Origin of the sequence: Methylobacterium sp. 190mf (genome assembly GCF_900107945.1) — a bacterium.
GTDB lineage: Bacteria > Pseudomonadota > Alphaproteobacteria > Rhizobiales > Beijerinckiaceae > Methylobacterium.
In genome coordinates this window covers 28,994-46,985 of record NZ_FNVI01000009.1, presented here as the reverse complement: position 1 = coordinate 46,985, position 17,992 = coordinate 28,994, and the positions used below count along the sequence as shown (strand labels likewise).

Genomic DNA, 17,992 nt, shown 5'->3' with positions numbered 1-17,992 from the left:
CCGGCGGCGCCTTGATCGGCGCGCTCCGCATACCCACTCTGCCCGCTGGCGTGGTGTGCTGCTGGGGGGAGCGTCATCGTGCGCGCACGGGCTGTGATCGGGCTGGCCGCTGTCGTGGCCCTGGGATTGATCGTCTACCTCCTGCGGGAGGTGATGCTGCCGTTCGTGGCCGGCATCACGCTGGCCTACCTCCTCGACCCCCTGGCAGACCGGCTGGAGCGGCTCGGCCTCGGGCGTCTGGCGGCGAGCCTGCTGATCCTGGCGCTGTTCGTCATCGTCCTCGTCGTGACGCTGCTGATCCTGATCCCGCTCACGGCCAATCAGGTCGTGGCGCTCGTCAACGCGCTGCCCGGAATGGTGTCGCGGCTCCAGGCGATCATCGCCGAGCGGTCCGGGACACTGCTCGAGCGCGTCGGCGGCGCGAACGTCCTCAACGAGCTGCAATCCTCCGTGGGGACGCTCGCCACCCAGGCCGGCACGTGGCTCCTGGCCTTCCTGAAATCGCTCTGGTCGGGCAGCCAGGCGCTGATCTCGATCGCCTCCCTGCTGGTCGTGACGCCGGTCGTCGCCTTCTACATCCTCGTCGACTGGGACCGGATGGTCGCCGCCATCGACGGCTGGGTGCCGCCCCGGCACCGGGCGACGGTGCGCGAACTGGCGCGCCAGATCGACGGAGCGGTCACCGGCTACGTCCGCGGCCAGACCCTGGTCTGCCTCATCCTGGGCAGCTTCTACGCCGTCGGCCTCTGGCTGGTCGGCCTCAACTTCGGCGTGCTGATCGGCCTAATCGCCGGGTTCCTGACCTTCATCCCCTACGTCGGCACGCTCACCGGCTTCATGCTCTCCGTGGGCGTCGCGCTCGTCCAGTTCTGGCCCTCCGGAGACTGGCTGCATCTCGGCCTGACCGTCGCCGTCTTCCTCGTCGGCCAGTTCCTGGAGGGCAATGTCATCTCTCCGAAGCTCGTCGGCGATTCCACGGGGCTGCACCCGGTCTGGCTGATGTTCGCCCTGCTCGCCTTCGGGACGCTGTTCGGCTTCGTCGGGCTGCTGCTCGCCGTCCCGATCGCGGCCTCGATCGGCGTGCTGGTCCGCTTCGCCCTGGCCCGCTACCTGGAGAGCCGCCTCTACCACGCCGGGCAGCCGATCCTGATCGAGCACGAGGGCAAGGACGCTTCGGCCTTGACCTCCGCGGGCGCGGGATGATCCTGAGCGGCCTATGCGCGAGAACGCCCCACCCCGGCAGCTGGCCTTCGACCTGCCGCTCGACCCCCGCTACGGGCGCGAGGATTTCCTCGTCGGACCGGCCAACGAGGCCGCCTACGCGCTGATCGAGGCGTGGCCGGACTGGCCTGACAGCGTCTTGGTCCTCACCGGCCCCTCCGGCAGCGGCAAAAGCCACCTCGCGGCGATCTGGGCCGAGCGGGCCCACGCCTGGACCCTCCCGGCCGCCGAGCTGGGTGCCGACGCGGTCCAGCACCTCGTCTCCAACGGGGCGCTGGTCGTGGAGGACATCGACCGGGCGGAGCGGCGCGATGAGGCGGCGCTGTTCCACCTGCTCAACCGCGCCCGCGAGCGGGGCTGCCCGGTTCTGCTGACCAGCGCCACGGGTATCGACGCCCTCGGCCTCACGACGCCGGATCTGCGCTCGCGGCTTCGCCTCGCGCCGCGCATCGCCATCGAGGCGCCGGACGACGCGCTCCTGCGCGCCGTCCTGGTCAAGCTGTTCGTGGACCGGCAGCTGGTGGTCGATCTCGGCGTCATCGAGGCGCTGGCCCTGCGGATCGACCGGTCGCTGGGCCGAGCCCGCGACGTCGTCGCCGAGCTCGACCGCGACGCCCTCGGGCGCGGCCGCCGCATCAGCCGGCCGCTCGCGCTGGCCGTCCTGCGCCGCATGGGGCTGGAGGACGAGCCGGACCCGAACGCCTGAAGGAGGAATGCAGTGGCCGTCACGAAACTGTCGTGAAGGCCGCCGGTCTAGGGTGATACACGCTCCGCCGCCGCGAGGAGCAGAGACAGGGATCCGGGATGGAATCGACGCAGAAGCCCGTGGACCGCGACGCCGCCGATGAGGCGCCCGAGCCCCGTCGGCGCGCGACGGCCAGTCCGGCGACGCGGCGGGCGGTCGCGCCCAAGCGCCTGCAGGCCGATCCGGTCGCGGGGGCGGCGGCTCCGGCGGAAGCCATTCCGGACGCCAACGACGAGTGGCCGGCCGCGGCGGCCGCGACTCCCGCGGAGCCGCCGGTCGGCGCGGCCCGCGAGCCGGTTGTGGAAGCCGGGCGAACCCTGCGCCACTCACCGGAGCGGTACGTGAACCGCGAGCTGTCCTGGCTGCAGTTCAACCGGCGGGTGCTGGAAGAGGCGTCGAACCCCAACCACCCGCTCCTGGAGCGCCTCCGCTTCCTGTCGATCTCGGCCAACAATCTGGACGAATTCTTCATGGTCCGCGTGGCCGGCCTCATCGATCAGGTGCGGGCGGGGATCACGGTCCCGTCGCAGGACGGCCTGTCGCCGTCCGAGCAACTCGTCCGGATCGGCGCCGAGGTGTCGCGCCTCGCCGCCGACCAGCAGGCCCGCTGGCGGGAACTGCGCACGGAGCTGCACACGAGCGACATCGACATCGTCGAGCCCGCGGCCCTCACGGCCGAGCAGGCGGCGTGGCTGGAGGAGTACTTCCTCAACCACGTCTTCCCGGTCCTGACGCCGCTGGCGATCGATCCGGCCCACCCGTTCCCGTTCATCCCGAATCTCGGCACCACCATCGCGCTGATGCTGGTGCGGCCGAAGGACGGCCGGCTGCTGCGCGCCCTGATCCGGCTGCCGGGCGTCATCGACCGCTTCGTGCGCCTGCCGGTGAGCGACAGCGAGACTTCCGCCCGTCTGATCACCATCGAGCAGGTGATCGGGATGTTCACCGGGCGGCTCTTCCCGGGCTACCTCGTCAAGGGCAGCGGCGCGTTCCGCGTGGTCCGCGATTCCGACCTGGAGATCGAGGAGGAGGCGGAGGACCTCGTCCTGCATTTCGAGACGGCGCTGAAGCAGCGGCGGCGCGGCGTCGTGATCCGTCTCGAGGTCGAGGCGGGCATGTCGGAGGATCTGCGCAGCTTCGTCGCCGACGAACTGGAGATCGCCGCGGACGCGATCTTCCTCGTGGAGGGCATGCTGGCCCTGAATGAGCTGTCCCAGGTCGTCGGCATCGACAGGCCCGACCTGAAGTTCAAGCCCTACAATCCCCGCTTCCCGGAGCGCATCCGGGAGAGCGGCGGCGACGTGTTCGCGGCGATTCGGCAGAAGGACTTCATCGTCCACCACCCCTACGAATCATTCGATTCGGTGGTGCAGTTCCTCGCGCAGGCCGCCCGTGACCCGAACGTGGTCGCGATCAAGCAGACTCTCTACCGAACCTCGTCCAACTCGCCGATCGTGGCGGCCCTCGCCGAGGCCGCGGAACTCGGCAAGTCCGTCACCGCCCTCGTGGAGCTGAAGGCGCGCTTCGACGAGGAGGCCAACATCCGCTGGGCGCGCAACCTCGAGAAGGCGGGCGCGCAGGTCGTGTTCGGCTTCGTCGAGCTGAAGACCCACGCCAAGCTGTCGCTGGTGGTCCGGCGGGAAGGCGACAAGCTCGTCACCTACTGCCACGTCGGCACCGGCAACTACCACCCGATCACCGCGCGCATCTATACGGACCTGTCGTTCTTCACGGCGGACCCCGCGATCGCGCGGGACGTGTCGCGGATCTTCAATTTCATCACCGGCTACGCCGAGCCGGCCGAGCTGGAGCGCATGGCGGTCTCGCCGCTGACCGCCAAGAACAAGCTCCTTGAGCACATCGAGGCCGAGGTCGCGCACGCGAAGGCCGGGCGCCCGGCCGCGATCTGGATCAAGTGCAACTCCCTGGTCGACAGCCAGATCATCGATGCGCTCTACGACGCCTCGGCGGCCGGGGTTCAGATCGACTGCGTGGTCCGCGGCATCTGCTGCCTGCGCCCGGGCATCCCCGGCCTGTCGGAGACGATCCGGGTCAAGTCGATCGTCGGTCGCTTCCTGGAGCACGGACGAATCTACGCCTTCGGCAACGGCGTCGGGCTGCCGCACCCCAAGGCGACGGTCTACATCTCCTCCGCCGACCTGATGAGCCGGAACCTCGACCGCCGCGTCGAGGCGCTGCTGCCGATCACCAACCCGACGGTGCATCAGCAGGTGCTCGACCAGATCATGCTGGCCAACCTGCTCGACAACCGCCAGAGCTGGCGGCTCCTCGCCTCGGGCGGCTGCGAGCGGATCCAGCCCGCCGAGGGCGAGGAGCCGTTCAACGCCCACAAGTATTTCATGACCAATCCCAGCCTCTCTGGGCGCGGCAAGGCCTCGAAGAAGTCGAGCCCGCGGGCGCTGAGCCGCCGCGCCCAACGCAGCTGAGTTTCGCTGCGCGGCGTCGCTGGGCTAAACCTCCCGCACGGCGCGCCGGCAGGCGCGCCGGGCTGATGAAGGACTCGGACGTTTGGGCAGCCCTCTTGCCAACCTCACCCTCGCGCACGACGCGGAGGCGATCGACAGCACCGCGCGCCATCCTGTGGCGATCATCGACATCGGCTCCAACTCGGTCCGCCTCGTCGCGTACGACGGACTGACCCGGGCGCCGACGCCGCTCTACAATGAGAAGGTGCTCTGCGGCCTCGGCCGCAACGTCCTGACGACCGGCCGCCTCAACGAGGAGGCGGTGACGCGCGCACTCGCCGCCCTGGCGCGGTTCCGGGTGCTGTGCCAGACGATGCGCGTCAGGCAGGTGTACGTCCTCGCCACGGCGGCGGCGCGGGACGCCGAGAACGGTCCCGACTTTCTCCGCGCCGCCGAGGCGGCCTGTGGCCAGGAGATCCAGCTCCTCTCCGGGCGGCGCGAGGCCGAGCTGTCGGCCCTCGGCGTGGTCTCGGGATTCCACGCGCCGAACGGCGTCGTGGGCGACATGGGCGGCGGCTCGCTCGAGCTCGTGGACGTCCGCGGGGCGGTCGTCGGACAAGGGGTGACCATGCCCCTCGGCGGCCTCGCCCTGCAGGACCTGTCCGGCGGCTCGGTCAAGAAGGCCGCCAAGATCGTCCGCGAGTACATGCGCAAGGCCGCCCCGCAGCTCGAGACCCTGCGCGGGCGGACCTTCTACGCGGTCGGCGGCACGTGGCGGGCCATCGCGCGGCTCCACCAGGCGGCCCGCGGCTACCCCGTCCACGTGATGCACGGCTACACGGTGGAGCCCACCGACGAACTCAGCTTCCTGCAGGTCGTCGAGCAGACCGACGTGGCGCTGCTGCAGGACGTCGACGCGATCTCCGAGGCGCGGCGCCCGCTCCTCGCCTACGGCGCCGTCGTCCTCGAGGAGATCATCCGGGTCGGGCGCCCCCGCGAGGTGGCGATCTCGGCATCGGGCGTGCGCGAGGGCCTGCTGTTCGAGCAGCTCGACCGCGACACCCGTCTGATCGATCCGCTGCTGGCCTCGGCGTCGGAATTCAACGTTCTGCGCGCGCGCTCGCCCCGCCACGGCGAGGAGTTGATCACCTGGACGGACCGGTTCGTCGCGACCCTGGACGGCCACGAGACCACCGACGAGCGCCGTCTGCGGCACGCCGGCTGCCTGCTGTCCGACGTCGGCTGGCGGGCGCATCCGGATTACCGCGGTGAGCAGAGCATCGCGGTGATCCAGAATGCCGCGTTCGTCGGCGTGGATCATCCGGGCCGGGCCTATCTCGCCCTGGCGGTGTCCCTGAGGCACACCGGCCTGGCCCCCGAGAAGGCGAACCCGATGCTCCGGAGCGTGGCCGGTCCGCGCCTGTTCGAGCGCGCCCGCCTCCTGGGCGCCCTGCTCCGGATCGCCTTCCCGATCTCCGCCGGCATGGACGGCGCCCTCGGACGGGCGCCGCTCACCGTCGAGGAGGGACGGGTGGTGCTGCGCCTGCCGCGGGACTGGGAGGCCCTGAACGGGGACCGCCTGCTGAACCGCGTCCGCGGCCTCGGGCGCATCATCGGCCTGGACGGGCGGGTCGAGCTCGCGGACGACGCGCCCTGATCCGCGCGGCGCGGGCGCCGGTCCCGGGCAGGGCCTCGCTCGTCGCCGCGGTCCGGTCTCGCACGATGGCCCGGGCCCGTCGCGCGGGAGAGCTCACGCGTGCCGAGGCCGACGGCGGCCTCGTGACCGTCGCACCGGCGCTCACCGCACGCCGCCGGATCGGTGAGCGTGCGCCTGCCGACCGACATCGCCGCGGTAACGCCGGCTTAATTCACGAACCCAACTTTTTTATTGGTTGATGTCGATTCTCCTCTGAATCCGGAATAGAGCGCACCGCTCGCAAAATACGTCGGTGCGATAGACTGTCGAACACTGCCGAGCGGCAGCGTGAACGCGCGCGCCGTTCGCCCTATGATGCGAGCAACACGCAGATCCCACTCGCACATCGGAATGTTCACGCGATGAGATGGCTTGGCTATGTCTCGATTCGAGTCGTCATGTGCACGACGATACTCGCAATGGCGATGATGTTACTGGCCTACGCGGGGAATGCTCTATTCGACGCGCGTCTTCAGGCGCGACAGGCCCGGGACGCGGTCACGCTGACCCGCGCGAGTCGCCAGCTGCTCGGGACGATCCTGCCGACACGCCTCGAGCGGGGGGCAGCGCTCGCCCTGGGCGGGGATGCCTCCGCCGACCCGGAGAGCCTGAAGGCCTACGCGACGAACCGGGACGCGATGGTCGCGGGCTTCGCGAGCGTTCAGGACCTGCTGCGGGACCGGGATCTGCCCTCCGTGACGGCGACGATGGCGAGGCTCAACGCGGCTCAGGACGCCGTGAACCTGCTCCGCCCCCGGATCGATGAAGCCCTGCGCGTACCGAAGCCGAAGCGGGACCCGGCGCTGCTGCCCGCCGTGCTGACGGCCTTTCAGGAACTTCTCGACGCGCTGACGGCGACCACGGACGCCGTGGATTCGGCTATTCCGCGCTCCGACGCCGTCCTGCAGCACTACCTCGTCCTCAAGCGGTCTGCCTGGGCGACCCGTGTCGCGATCGGGAACGTCGCCCTGCGCGTGCAGACCTCGCTGGCGGCGGGAACGTCGTGGTCGCTGCCCGAGACCGTGGCGGCGGCCGAGGAGCGGGCGCGGGTCCAGTCGGCGTGGTCGAGCACCAGCGAGGCCGCCGCCCAGAGCTCGGACGCCGTGCGGTCCGCGTTCGAGAAGGCCAAGCGCAGCAATTTCGAGGGCGAGGCGGCGGAGGCGGCGCGCGCGATCTTCGACGCCCTGAGCCAGCATCGCGCGTCCCCCATCGCGTTCCAAGACCTCCGTAAGCGAAACAGCGTCGAGCAGATGACGATCGTCGATCTCGCTAATGCCGCCCTCGCCGAGATGGTGGCGCGGGCCGAGAGCCTCGCCGCGGAGGCGGACGGCGTTCTCCTGCACAGTGCCGCGGCGCTGCTGGCCGTCCTGCTGCTCGTCGGGCTGGGCCTCATGGCTCTGTTCGGGGGCGTGCTGCGCCCCCTCCGGATCATCGCCACCGCGATGCGCGCGCTGACGGGGGGCGACACCGCCGTCGCCGTCCCGGTGCGAGCGTACCGGAACGAGTTCGCGCCGATCATGGTGGCCGTGCAGGCCTTCCGGGACAATCTGATCCGCACGCGCGACCTCGAGGCCGGGGCCGAGCGGGCGCGGCTGGACGCCGACGACCAGCGCCGGGACAGCCTGCGCCAGATGGCGCAACGGTTCGAGGAGGCCGTCGGAGGCATGATCGGCTCGGTCGCGTCCTCGGCCAACGCCCTGCAGGTCACGGCGCAGACGATGACCGCGACGGCCACCCAGACGGCCGGGCAGTCGACGGCGGTCGCGGCCGCCGCCGAGCGGGCCTCGAGCAACGTCAACACCGTGGCGGCGGCCGCGGAGGAGCTCGGCACCTCCGTCCAGGAGATCGGGCGGCAGGCCGACGGATCGGCGGATCTCGCGCAGAGGGCCGCGGCCGAGGCCGACCGGACCGCCGCGCGCGTCCAGGACCTGAGCAGCGCCGTGGACCAGATCGGTGCCGTCGTGGGGCTGATCTCGTCGATCGCCGAGCAGACCAACCTGCTGGCGCTCAACGCCACCATCGAGGCGGCCCGCGCGGGCGCAGCCGGCCGCGGCTTCGCGGTGGTGGCTTCCGAGGTGAAGGCCCTCGCCGCGCAGACCGCCAAGGCCACCGACGAGATCTCCGGTCAGATCGCGCAGGTGCAGGCGTCCACCGGGCAGGCGGTGGAGGCCATCGCGGCGATCACCGCGCGGATCCGCGAGATCAACGGGGCGGCGACCACGATCGCGGCGGCTGTCGAGGAACAGGGTGCGGCGACCCAGGAGATCGTCCGCAACGTCGGGCAGGCGGCCACCGGCACAGGCGAGGTCACCACGACCATGACCGGCGTCGCGCAGGCGGCCGAGGGCACCGGCCTGGCCGCGAGCCAGGTTCTCGCGGCGGCCTCCGCCCTGTCGGACCAGTCGGACCGTCTGACCGCCGAGGTCGAACGGTTCCTGGCGAGCGTTCGCGTGTCCTACGCGGTCTCCGCCGCCCAGGTCGCGATCGTGCAGCGCAGCTTCGCGACGGTGCAGGCGCTCGGCGACACCGCGGCAGAGCTGTTCTACGGACGCCTGTTCGACATCGCGCCGCAGGTCCGGTCGCTCTTCCCGGACGACATGACCGCGCAGAAGCGCAAACTCGTCGCCATGCTGGCACTGGCGGTGGCCAACCTCGACAAGCCGGAGGCGCTCGTCGCCGCCGTGCGCGATCTCGGGGACCGGCACGTCGGCTACGGCGCGCTGCAGGCGCATTTCGAGGCGGTCGGGGCGGCACTGCTCTGGACCCTGGAGCAGGGGCTCGGCCCGGACTTCACGCCGGAGGTCCGGGAAGCCTGGACCGAGACCTACCGGGTCATCGCCGGCCTCATGACGATGACCGGAGCCGCGAAGGCCGCGTGACCGGGTCAGGCGTCAGGCGACGCGATCGGAGAAGATCGCCTTCTTGACCACGGCGTGGACGCCCCAGTTGCCGTCCACGACCTGCGTGATCCCGAAATCGACCGCCACCGACATCAGCGAGATCGCCTCGTCCTCGGTGAGGCCCTTCGCGTGCATCAGGAACTGGCGCATCTTCCGGAAGGCGTCGCGCATGGCGAGGTCGATCGAGGATTTCTGGAAGATCGCGCTCTGCGCGTCCGGACCGAGATCCCGCAGGTAGTTCGGGTAGCTGAAGCCGGACAGAACCCAGTCGTCCCGGGTCTCGATCATCGGGAAGTCGAGCGCCTCCAGCGGCGTGCCGGGCAGGTCCGCCTTCTTGTGCAGGATGAACTGGAAGGTGCCGGTGAGCGAGCACTCGATCGCGGTGCCGCACAGTTCGGAATCGCCCTGGCTGGCGTGGGGATCGCCCACGGAGAACAGGGCGCCCGGCACCGCCACCGGGTAGTAGAGGGTCGCGCCCTTGCCGATCCGCCAGTTGTCGATGTTGCCGCCGGTGTAGCTCGGCGGGATCGTGTTCACCCGGTCGGCCTCGGCGGGCGCGACGCCCATCGTGCCGAAATGCGGCCGGATCGGCACGCGGATGCCCTTCAGGACCTCGAAGGTCTTCTGGGTCTTCGTGTGGTCCACCGGCAGGCCGGGATAGTCGATGGTCGGGTGGGAGACGCCGAACGGGTCGGTCACGCCGGGCCAGCGGAAGCTGTAGACCGCCCGGGCCCAGTCGCGCTCGCCGGTGGCGTCGACCTCGTAGATGGTCACGACCTCCCGGGGTTTATCGCCGGTGATCAGGTCGTTGTAGTGGTAGCCCCACCACGCCGCCGCGTTGCTGCCGAAGGCCAGTCCCTTGTACCTGGGATTGGCGCAGGGGCGGGGGGCGACGTCGAGGATGCGCACCTCCAGGACGTCGCCGGGCTCGGCGCCGCGGATCGCCACCGGGCCGGTGCAGATGTGCACGCCGAGGCCACCGCCGGGGCCGACCTTGGCGTCCATGGCGCCGGCTCCGCGGGGCGAGACGCCCATCTTGTCCTTGGTCCAGAGATAGACGCTCTCGGCGCCCGGATCGCCCTGGATCATGCGCTCGGCATCGTCGCTCGCCTGGTGGGTGAGCGTCTCGATCGTGACGAAGTCGCCCGAGCCGATCTCGACCTTGGGCTTGAGGCTGCGGCTGAAGAAGCCCCAGTGGACCGTCTCGGCATTCGCCGGCAGGTGGTAATGCGCCGTGGCGGCGATCTTGGCGCCGCTCGCCTGGGCCAGGGCCGGGCTCACGAGCGACGGACCGCCGGCCGCGAGGGCCGCGGCCGCGGCGCCGGTCGCCGCGAAGCCGCTCTTAAGGAAGGCGCGCCGCTCAGGCTCGAGATCCCGCCGGAACCGGCGGCGGTGCTCCTCGAAGGCGTGGCAGGTTGGATCGTCGCCCGCGCACATCGCGTCGTCTCCCGGTGGTTTCGTGGTCCCGGGGCGGGCAAGCAAATCGACGGCCACGCTGGCGGCCGCCGACGGGCGCCCCTCACTCCGAGAGCATGCCGACGCCGCCCTCCTCGGCGCGCGCGACGGCCTCGTCCGCCTGGGCCTCGACCACGGCGGCGGCCGTGACGTTGACGATGCCGCGCGCCGTCACCGACGGCGTCAGGATGTGGGCGGGCTTAGCCGGGCCGATCAGGAGCGGGCCGACCGGCAGCGCGTCCGCCAGCACCTTCGCGAACTGGAAGGCGATGTTGGCGGCGTCGAGGTTCGGGAAGATCAGGACGTTGGCCGCGCCCTTGAGGCGCGAGCCCGGCAGGACGCGCTCGCGCACCATCTCGTTGAGGGCGGAATCGGCTTGCATCTCGCCGTCGACCTGCAGCTCGGGGTTCCGCGTGTGCAGGAGCGCGAGGGCGTCGCGCATCTTCATCGCGGAGGGCGAATCCGACTGGCCAAAATCCGAGTGGCTGAGGAGCGCGATCTTCGGCGTCATCCCGAACCGGCTGACGTGGCTGGCGCAGGCCTGCGCCACGTCGGCGATCTCCTCGGCGGTGGGGTTCTGGCGGACATGGGTGTCGGCCAGGAAGTAGGCGCCGTTATGCGTCACCACGAGGCTCATCGCGGCGCACTGCTCCACGCCCGGCGCGAGCCCGATCACGTCGCGGATGATGCGCAGGCGCGTCTCGAAGCGGCCCTCCAGGCCGCAGATCAGCGCGTCGGCCTCGCCGCGGCGGACCGCGATGGCGCCGATCACCGTGTTGTTGGTGCGGACCAGGGTCCGGGCCGCGTCCGGCGTGATGCCGCGGCGACCGGCGACTTCCAGATAGGTCTGGACGTAGGCGCGGTAACGGGGATCGTCCTCGGGATCGATCAGCTCGAAGTCGCGGCCGTGCACCATCGACAGGCCGAAGCGCTTCAGGCGGGTCTCGACCACCCGCGGCCGGCCGACCAGGATCGGCAGGGCGACCTTGTCCTCGACGATCGCCTGGACAGCGCGGAGCACGCGCTCGTCCTCGCCCTCGGCGTAGATCACGCGCTTGGGCTCGGCCTTCGCCTTCGAGAACAGCGGCTTCATGATCAGGCCGGACCGGTGCACGAACCGGTCGAGGCTCTCGACATAGGCGTCGAGGTCCGGGAGCGGCCGGCCGGCGACGCCGGAATCCATCGCGGCCTTGGCCACCGCCGGGGCGATGCGCAGGATCAGGCGCGGGTCGAACGGGCTCGGGATCAGGGATTTGGGTCCGAACGGCCGGGCCTCGCCGCCGTAGGCGCGGGCGACCACGTCCGAGGTGGTCTCGTGGGCCAGGCCCGCGATCGCCTTGACGGCGGCCTTCTTCATCTCCTCGTTGATCTTGTGGGCGCCGACATCGAGCGCCCCGCGGAAGATGTAGGGGAAGCACAGGACGTTGTTGACCTGGTTCGGGAAGTCCGACCGGCCGGTGCAGATCATGGCGTCCGGCCGCTCCTTCTCGGCCAGATCCGGCATGATCTCCGGGTAGGGGTTGGCGAGCGCCATGATCAGCGGCTTCTCGGCCATCTCCTTCAGGTACTCGGGCTTGAGCACGCCGCCGGCCGACAGGCCGATGAACACGTCCGCCCCCGGGATCACCTCGGCGAGCGTCCGCTTGTCGGTCTCCTGGGCGTAGACGTCCTTCCACCGGTCCATCAGCTCGGCGCGGCCCTTGTAGACGACGCCCTTGATGTCGGTGACCGTGATGTTCTCGCGGGTCGCTCCGAGCGACACGAGGAGGTTGAGGCAGGCCAGAGCCGCCGCGCCGGCGCCGGACGTGACGATCCGGACGTCGGACAGGTTCTTGCCGGCGAGTTCCAGGCCGTTGAGGACGGCGGCGGCCACGATGATCGCGGTGCCGTGCTGGTCGTCGTGGAAGACCGGGATGTTCATCCGGGCCCGGCACTGCTCCTCGACCTCGAAGCACTCGGGCGCCTTGATGTCCTCGAGGTTGATGCCGCCGAAGGTCGGCTCGAGGGCGCAGACGACGTCGACGAGCTTCGACACGTCCTTCTGGTCGACCTCGATGTCGAAGACGTCGATGCCGGCGAACTTCTTGAACAGGACGGCCTTGCCCTCCATCACGGGCTTCGAGGCCAGCGGGCCGATATCGCCGAGGCCGAGCACCGCCGTGCCGTTGGACAGCACCGCCACGAGGTTCTGGCGCACCGTGAGTTCGGCGGCCTGCTGCGGGTCGTCGTGGATCGCCATGCAGGCCGCGGCGACGCCGGGCGAGTAGGCCAGGGCGAGGTCGCGCTGGTTGCCGAGCGGCTTGGTCGCCTGGATCTCCAGCTTCCCGGGCTTGGGCAGGCGGTGGTAGACGAGCGCCCCGGCCTTGAGGTCCTCGGACATGTTATCGGCCATCGCCCACGCTCCCGCTCACCTTTTTCACCGAGGACGACGCGGTCGCGCATCGCGCGGGCTCGCGTCATGACCGGTCTGTTGCACCGGCTGCGCAGGGGGCGCAACCCGCACAACGAGACCCGGATCCACCTCGCCGAGCTGGCGAGGACCCACGGGTTCTCCATAGGCGCTTATTCGTACGGGCGTCCAAAAGTCCGCTTCCCGGAGAGCGGGCGGCGGCTGACGATCGGCCGCTATTGTTCCATCGCTGACAAGGTCGAGATCCTGCTCGGCGGCGATCACCGCCTCGACTGGGCGTCGACTTATCCGTTCGCGGCGATGCGCGGGCTGTTCCCGGACGCCGCGGCGCCGGAGGATTTCCACGCCTCCCGGGGCGACGTGGTGATCGGGCACGATGTCTGGCTCGGATCGGGCTGCATGATCCTCTCGGGGGTGACCGTCGGGCACGGGGCCGTGGTGGCGGCCCGCGCCGTGGTGACCCGCGACGTGCCGGCCTACGCCGTGGTGGCGGGCAACCCGGCCAAGGTCGTGCGCCACCGCTTCGACGCGGCGACCGTGGAGGCGCTCGTGGCGGCGGCGTGGTGGGACCTCCCGCACGACGCGGTGACGCGGCTGGTTCCGCTGCTCCAGAGCGGGCGGATCGCCGACCTGCTCGCGGCGTTGCGCGCGGGCGCGGATTCCCGTACCGGCGGAGCCCTCCACGAAGACCATCCGAGATCCGGACGATGACCGACACGCCCCCCGACCGCCTCGCTTCCAACCCGAACAGCCCGTTCTACGACGAGAAGGTGCTGGAGCGCGGCGTCGGTGTCCGGTTCAAGGGCGTCGAGAAGACGAACGTCGAGGAGTACTGCGTGAGCGAGGGCTGGGTCCGCCTCTCGGCCGGCAAGACCCTCGACCGGGCCGGCAACCCGATGACGGTGAAGCTGAAGGGCACCGTGGAGCCCTACTTCCGCGACCCCGCCGCGGACGCCTGATCCGCCATCCGCGCCAGGGCGGCCTCGAAGTTCCGGACGGCCTCGCGGACGAGGTTCCCGATCTGATCCGAGGAGCGCGGCCCGTCGATGACGAGGCTCGCGAGGATATCGGAGCGCCGGGCGCGCTGCTTGGCGGTGCGCCGGTGGTTCGAGACGCGCAGGTGCCAGGCGCAGTCCGGTCGCCGCAGGTACAGGCTGTCGCCGCGCTCGTTCCGGGCGACGATCGCGAAGCCGTTCGCCTCCAGCATCCGCGCCGCCAGACCCAGCGCCGCGAGCGGCGGAAGCGGGCCTGCGGCGGTCACGGCCCGGCCGGCTCGATCGTGCCGAGGCGGCGCCGCCCGAGCGCGCGCGCCTTCAGCGACAGGGCCGGCCGCTCGACCCCGTACCAGGACAGCGCCGCGACCGGCAGCGTTAGGGCGAGGGCCGGCACCAGCAGCGCGGGCCCGGAGGCGGCCGGCCACAGGGCGTGCAGGGCCTGCTGGACCGGCCAGCCGTAGAGATAGATCCCGTAGGAGAGGTCGGCCGCAGGGTCGAAAAGGCCGCGCGCGAGGGGGCCGAGGGCGAGCCAGACCACGCCGTAGGCCTCGGCGAGGAACAGAAGGGCCGGGTAGGCCGGCGTCCGCGCGAGGACGAAGGCGCCGAAGACCAGGCAGGCGAGGGCCGCCGCCGAGACACGCAGGCGGTCGCGCCACAGGTAGAGACACGCCCCGGCCGCGAAGATCAGCGGCAGGCGCAGCGCCGTCTCGGTGCCCTTGGGTAGGTCCGGACCGCGGAGGCCGCAGGCGATCGTCAGGGCGAGCGTCAGGCCGGCCACGATCAGGGGCGCCGACCACCGGCGCCGGAGCAGGCCGCACAGGGCTGCGACGAGGACGCCGAGGTAGCACAGCACCTCGTATTTGAGCGTCCAGACCGTGCCGAGGGGCGCCCGGTAGGGATTCGCTTCGAAGACGCCGGGGAGGGCGGCGTTGCTCTTGAAGGTCGTCAGCGTCCCGCGGATGAACGACCACAGGGCGGGATCGCGCCAGTATTCGGTGACGGGCAGGCGGGTCAGGGCCGCGCCGAGCCCGAGCGCGACGACGAGCGTCGCCGCCACGAGTCCCGGGAGGATCCGCAGGGTCCGGGCGAGGGCGTAGTCCCGGAGGCCGCGGCGGTCGCAGCTCATGGTGACCAGGAAGCCCGACACCGCGAAGAATCCGTTCACCGCGTGTTCGCCCAGCGTGTAGCCGGTGAGCCGGGCGAGGGGCTCGTCGCCCGCCGCGCCGGTCGCGACGCTGAACGCGTGGGACACAACGACGGCCAGAGCCAGCATCAGCCGCAGGCCGGTGAAGCCGTTGCGCCCGCGCGCCAGCGCGGTCGCGATCGTCGGCGCGCTCATCCGGTCAGACCCTCGTGGGCCAGCGCGGTCCGGCCGCGCAGGAAGGCGAGGGCGCCCGCGGCCGAGCCGCCGTAGCGCTCGAGCCCGGCCCGCCGGAGCACCAGACCCGACAGCAGCGCCTTCGGCAGGTTGCCGCCCAGGATGGCGAGGCTCGGGTCCGGGAGGCCGTACTTCCGGCTGACATAGGCGCGCGACCACGCCTGATGCCAGCGCGCGCGGAACACCCGTCCCGGCTCCGGCGCCGACGATCGGCCGCGACCGTGCAGCGCCTCGGCGCGGTGGACGTGGATCAGGGCGCGGCCGCTGTCGGCCACGCGCCGGCACAGGTCATCGTCCTCGTAGAACAGGAAGATGTTCTCGTCGAAGCCGCCGAGATCGAGGAACAGGGCGCGCGGCATCATCAGGCAGGCCCCGGAGAGGAACGGCGCGCAGGCATCGCCCTGCGGCAGCGCGAGCCGGCCCGCGGGATTGGTCAGGTAGGGCGCGAGCAGGGACCGCGCCTGGAAGAAGAAGCGCCCGTCGGGTTCGACGAGGCGCGGGGCGATAAGCCCGGCATCCGGCCAGGTGCGGGCCGCGTCCAGCAGGGCGTCCACGGTGCCCGGCCGCAGCACGACGTCCGGGTTGACGACGAGGACGTGCTCCGCCGTCTCGGCCGCGCGGACGCCCCGGTTGTTGGCGCGGCCGTAGCCCTCGTTGCGGGCGTTGCGGATCACCTGCGCGCCGGCCGCCTCCGCGACCGACGCGGAGGCGTCCCGGCTGGCATTGTCCACGACGATCGCCGGCACATGCTCGCCGGCGAGCGCCGCGAGACAGGCCGGCAGCACGTCGGCGCTGTCGTGGGCAACGACGATCGCGACGAGGCTCGCCACCGCGGGGGACTACGGGCGCCTCAGGCCTTCTTCTCGGGCAGGTTGAGGCGGATGTGCAGCTCGCGCAGCTGCTTGGGGGTCGCCTCGGAGGGCGCGCCCATCATCAGGTCCTCGGCGCGCTGGTTCATCGGGAACAGCACGACCTCGCGGATGTTCGGCTCGTTGCACAGGAGCATGACGATGCGGTCCACGCCCGGCGCGATGCCGCCGTGCGGCGGGGCGCCCATGCGCAGGGCGTTGAGCATGCCGCCGAACTTCTGCTCCAGCACCTCGTGCCCGTAGCCCGCGATGGCGAAGGCCTTCTCCATTACGTCCGGACGGTGGTTGCGGATCGCGCCCGAGGACAGCTCCACGCCGTTGCAGACGATGTCGTACTGGAACGCCTTGATGTCCAGGATCCGCTTGGTGTTCGCGCCGTTCTCGTCCTCGCTCGCGAGGGCGTCGAGGTCGAGCGCGAGGAACTCCTCGCGGTCGATGTTCGGCATCGAGAACGGGTTGTGGGAGAAGTCGATCCGCTTCTCCTCCTCGCTCCACTCGTACATCGGGAAGTCGGTGATCCAGCAGAACGCGTACTGGTCCTTGTCGCAGAGGCCCAGCTCGTCGCCGATCCGGACGCGCGCCTTGCCGGCGAGCCCGGCCGCCTTGGCCTCCGGACCGGCGGAGAAGAACACGGCGTCGCCCGCCTTCGCGCCGGAGCGCTCGGCGATCAGGGCCTGAACCTCCGCCGGGATGAACTTGGCGATCGGTCCCTTGCCGGTGAGCGCGCCGTTCTCCTCCTCGAACACGACGTAGCCGAGGCCGGGCGCGCCCTCGGAGCGGGCCCAGTCGTTGAGCTTGTCGAAGAACGAGCGCGGCTGGCTCGCCGCGCCGGTCGCCGGGATCGCCCGGACGACGCCGCCGGAAGCGACCACGCCCTTGAATGCCTTGAACGCCACGTCCTCGCGGGCGAACAGGTCGGAGACGTCGGCGATGATCAGCGGGTTGCGCAGGTCCGGCTTGTCGACGCCGTACTTCAGCATCGAGTCCGCGTAGGTGATCCGCGGGAATTCCTTGGTGACGCGCTTGCCCTCGGCGAACTCCTCGAACACGCCGCGCAGCACCGGCTCCACCGCCTGGAACACGTCCTCCTGGGTGACGAAGCTCATCTCGATGTCGAGCTGGTAGAACTCGCCCGGCGAGCGGTCGGCGCGGGCATCCTCGTCGCGGAAGCACGGCGCGATCTGGAAGTAGCGGTCGAAGCCCGCGATCATCGTCAGCTGCTTGAACTGCTGCGGCGCCTGCGGGAGCGCGTAGAACTTGCCGGGATGGACCCGCGACGGCACGAGGTAGTCGCGGGCGCCCTCGGGCGAGGAGGCTGTCAGGATCGGGGTCTGGAACTCGAAGAAGCCGCCGTCCCGCATCCTGCGGCGGAGCGAGTCGATGATCGCGCCGCGCTTCATGATGTTGGCGTGGAGCTTTTCCCGGCGCAGGTCGAGGAAGCGGTACCGGAGCCGCGTCTCCTCCGGATACTCGAGGTCTCCGAAGACCGGCAGCGGCAGCTCGCCCGCCGGCCCCAGCACCTCGAGGTCGTCGATGTAGACCTCGACCGCGCCGGTCGGCAGCTCGGCATTCTCGGTGCCGGCCGGGCGCGTGCGGACACGGCCGTCGATCCGCACGACCCATTCCGAGCGGACGGCCTCGGCGGCCTTGAAGGCCGGGGAGTCGGAATCGATCACGCACTGGGTCAGGCCGTAATGGTCCCGCAGATCGACGAACAGCACGCCCCCGTGGTCGCGGATGCGGTGGCACCAGCCGGAGAGGCGGACACTCTGCCCGACATCGGACGGGCGGAGCGCCCCGCAGGTGTGGGAACGGTAACGGTGCATGACGGGCTTCTTCTGTGGGAAGGCCGGCACCATTCACGCGAGGCCCCCCAAGTCAAGCGCGGGGCGCGCAG

The 17,992-nt window shown here is 70.9% G+C and carries 13 protein-coding genes; 7 read left to right on the top strand and 6 right to left on the bottom strand.

Annotated features, from left to right (window positions below):
- Positions 1-78: 78 nt before the first annotated feature.
- The 5 genes from C4T42_RS12485 to C4T42_RS12465 all read left to right on the top strand — a co-directional run bounded on the left by C4T42_RS12485 (position 79) and on the right by C4T42_RS12465 (position 8,967).
- Positions 79-1,203 (top strand): AI-2E family transporter, encoded by a 1,125-nt coding sequence (locus C4T42_RS12485; protein WP_103985173.1) that lies wholly within the window; start codon positions 79-81, stop codon positions 1,201-1,203.
- A gap of 13 nt (positions 1,204-1,216) precedes the next feature.
- Positions 1,217-1,927, top strand: a complete 711-nt coding sequence (locus C4T42_RS12480) for a DnaA/Hda family protein (RefSeq protein WP_020091805.1) — start codon at positions 1,217-1,219, stop codon at positions 1,925-1,927.
- Between the two features lie 98 nt (positions 1,928-2,025).
- Positions 2,026-4,413 carry an RNA degradosome polyphosphate kinase gene (locus tag C4T42_RS12475; protein WP_091978075.1) on the top strand — a complete coding sequence of 796 codons (2,388 nt, stop codon included), beginning with the start codon at positions 2,026-2,028 and terminating at the stop codon, positions 4,411-4,413.
- An 82-nt stretch (positions 4,414-4,495) separates the two neighbouring features.
- Positions 4,496-6,049, top strand: coding sequence for an exopolyphosphatase (gene ppx, locus C4T42_RS12470; RefSeq protein ID WP_020091807.1), 1,554 nt, complete (start codon positions 4,496-4,498; stop codon positions 6,047-6,049).
- A 401-nt stretch (positions 6,050-6,450) separates the two neighbouring features.
- On the top strand, positions 6,451-8,967 hold the full coding sequence (locus C4T42_RS12465; RefSeq protein ID WP_103985172.1) for a methyl-accepting chemotaxis protein: 2,517 nt from the start codon (positions 6,451-6,453) through the stop codon (positions 8,965-8,967).
- A gap of 12 nt (positions 8,968-8,979) precedes the next feature.
- Here C4T42_RS12465 and C4T42_RS12460 read toward each other — a convergent pair whose 3' ends face one another.
- Together C4T42_RS12460 and C4T42_RS12455 are read right to left on the bottom strand one after the other, a co-directional pair.
- Positions 8,980-10,425 (bottom strand): acetamidase/formamidase family protein, encoded by a 1,446-nt coding sequence (locus C4T42_RS12460; RefSeq protein ID WP_020091809.1) that lies wholly within the window; start codon positions 10,423-10,425, stop codon positions 8,980-8,982.
- 82 nt (positions 10,426-10,507) lie between these two features.
- Complete coding sequence (locus C4T42_RS12455) at positions 10,508-12,835, bottom strand: NADP-dependent malic enzyme (protein WP_020091810.1); 2,328 nt, start codon at positions 12,833-12,835, stop codon at positions 10,508-10,510.
- A gap of 66 nt (positions 12,836-12,901) precedes the next feature.
- On the opposite strand from C4T42_RS12455, the gene C4T42_RS12450 reads away from it, so the two are divergent.
- Together C4T42_RS12450 and C4T42_RS12445 are read left to right on the top strand one after the other, a co-directional pair.
- Complete coding sequence (locus tag C4T42_RS12450) at positions 12,902-13,564, top strand: CatB-related O-acetyltransferase (protein ID WP_181049162.1); 663 nt, start codon at positions 12,902-12,904, stop codon at positions 13,562-13,564.
- Entirely contained in the window at positions 13,561-13,812 is a 252-nt protein-coding gene (locus C4T42_RS12445) for a DUF3297 family protein (protein ID WP_091978078.1), read from the top strand. The genes C4T42_RS12450 and C4T42_RS12445 overlap by 4 nt, the downstream gene beginning before the upstream one ends.
- Here C4T42_RS12445 and C4T42_RS12440 read toward each other — a convergent pair.
- From C4T42_RS12440 to aspS, 4 genes are read right to left on the bottom strand one after another with little or no spacing between them, the layout of a single operon-like run.
- Positions 13,782-14,114, bottom strand: coding sequence for a hypothetical protein (locus C4T42_RS12440; RefSeq protein WP_103985171.1), 333 nt, complete (start codon positions 14,112-14,114; stop codon positions 13,782-13,784). The two genes, C4T42_RS12445 and C4T42_RS12440, sit on opposite strands and share 31 nt — an antisense overlap.
- Positions 14,111-15,187 (bottom strand): acyltransferase, encoded by a 1,077-nt coding sequence (locus C4T42_RS12435; RefSeq protein WP_103985170.1) that lies wholly within the window; start codon positions 15,185-15,187, stop codon positions 14,111-14,113. Before C4T42_RS12435 ends, C4T42_RS12440 begins: the two co-directional genes overlap by 4 nt.
- Positions 15,184-16,056, bottom strand: a complete 873-nt coding sequence (locus C4T42_RS12430) for a glycosyltransferase family 2 protein (RefSeq protein ID WP_103985169.1) — start codon at positions 16,054-16,056, stop codon at positions 15,184-15,186. The genes C4T42_RS12435 and C4T42_RS12430 overlap by 4 nt, the downstream gene beginning before the upstream one ends.
- 20 nt (positions 16,057-16,076) lie before the next feature.
- Entirely contained in the window at positions 16,077-17,921 is a 1,845-nt protein-coding gene (gene aspS, locus C4T42_RS12425) for an aspartate--tRNA ligase (RefSeq protein WP_103985168.1), read from the bottom strand.
- Positions 17,922-17,992 lie beyond the last annotated feature (71 nt).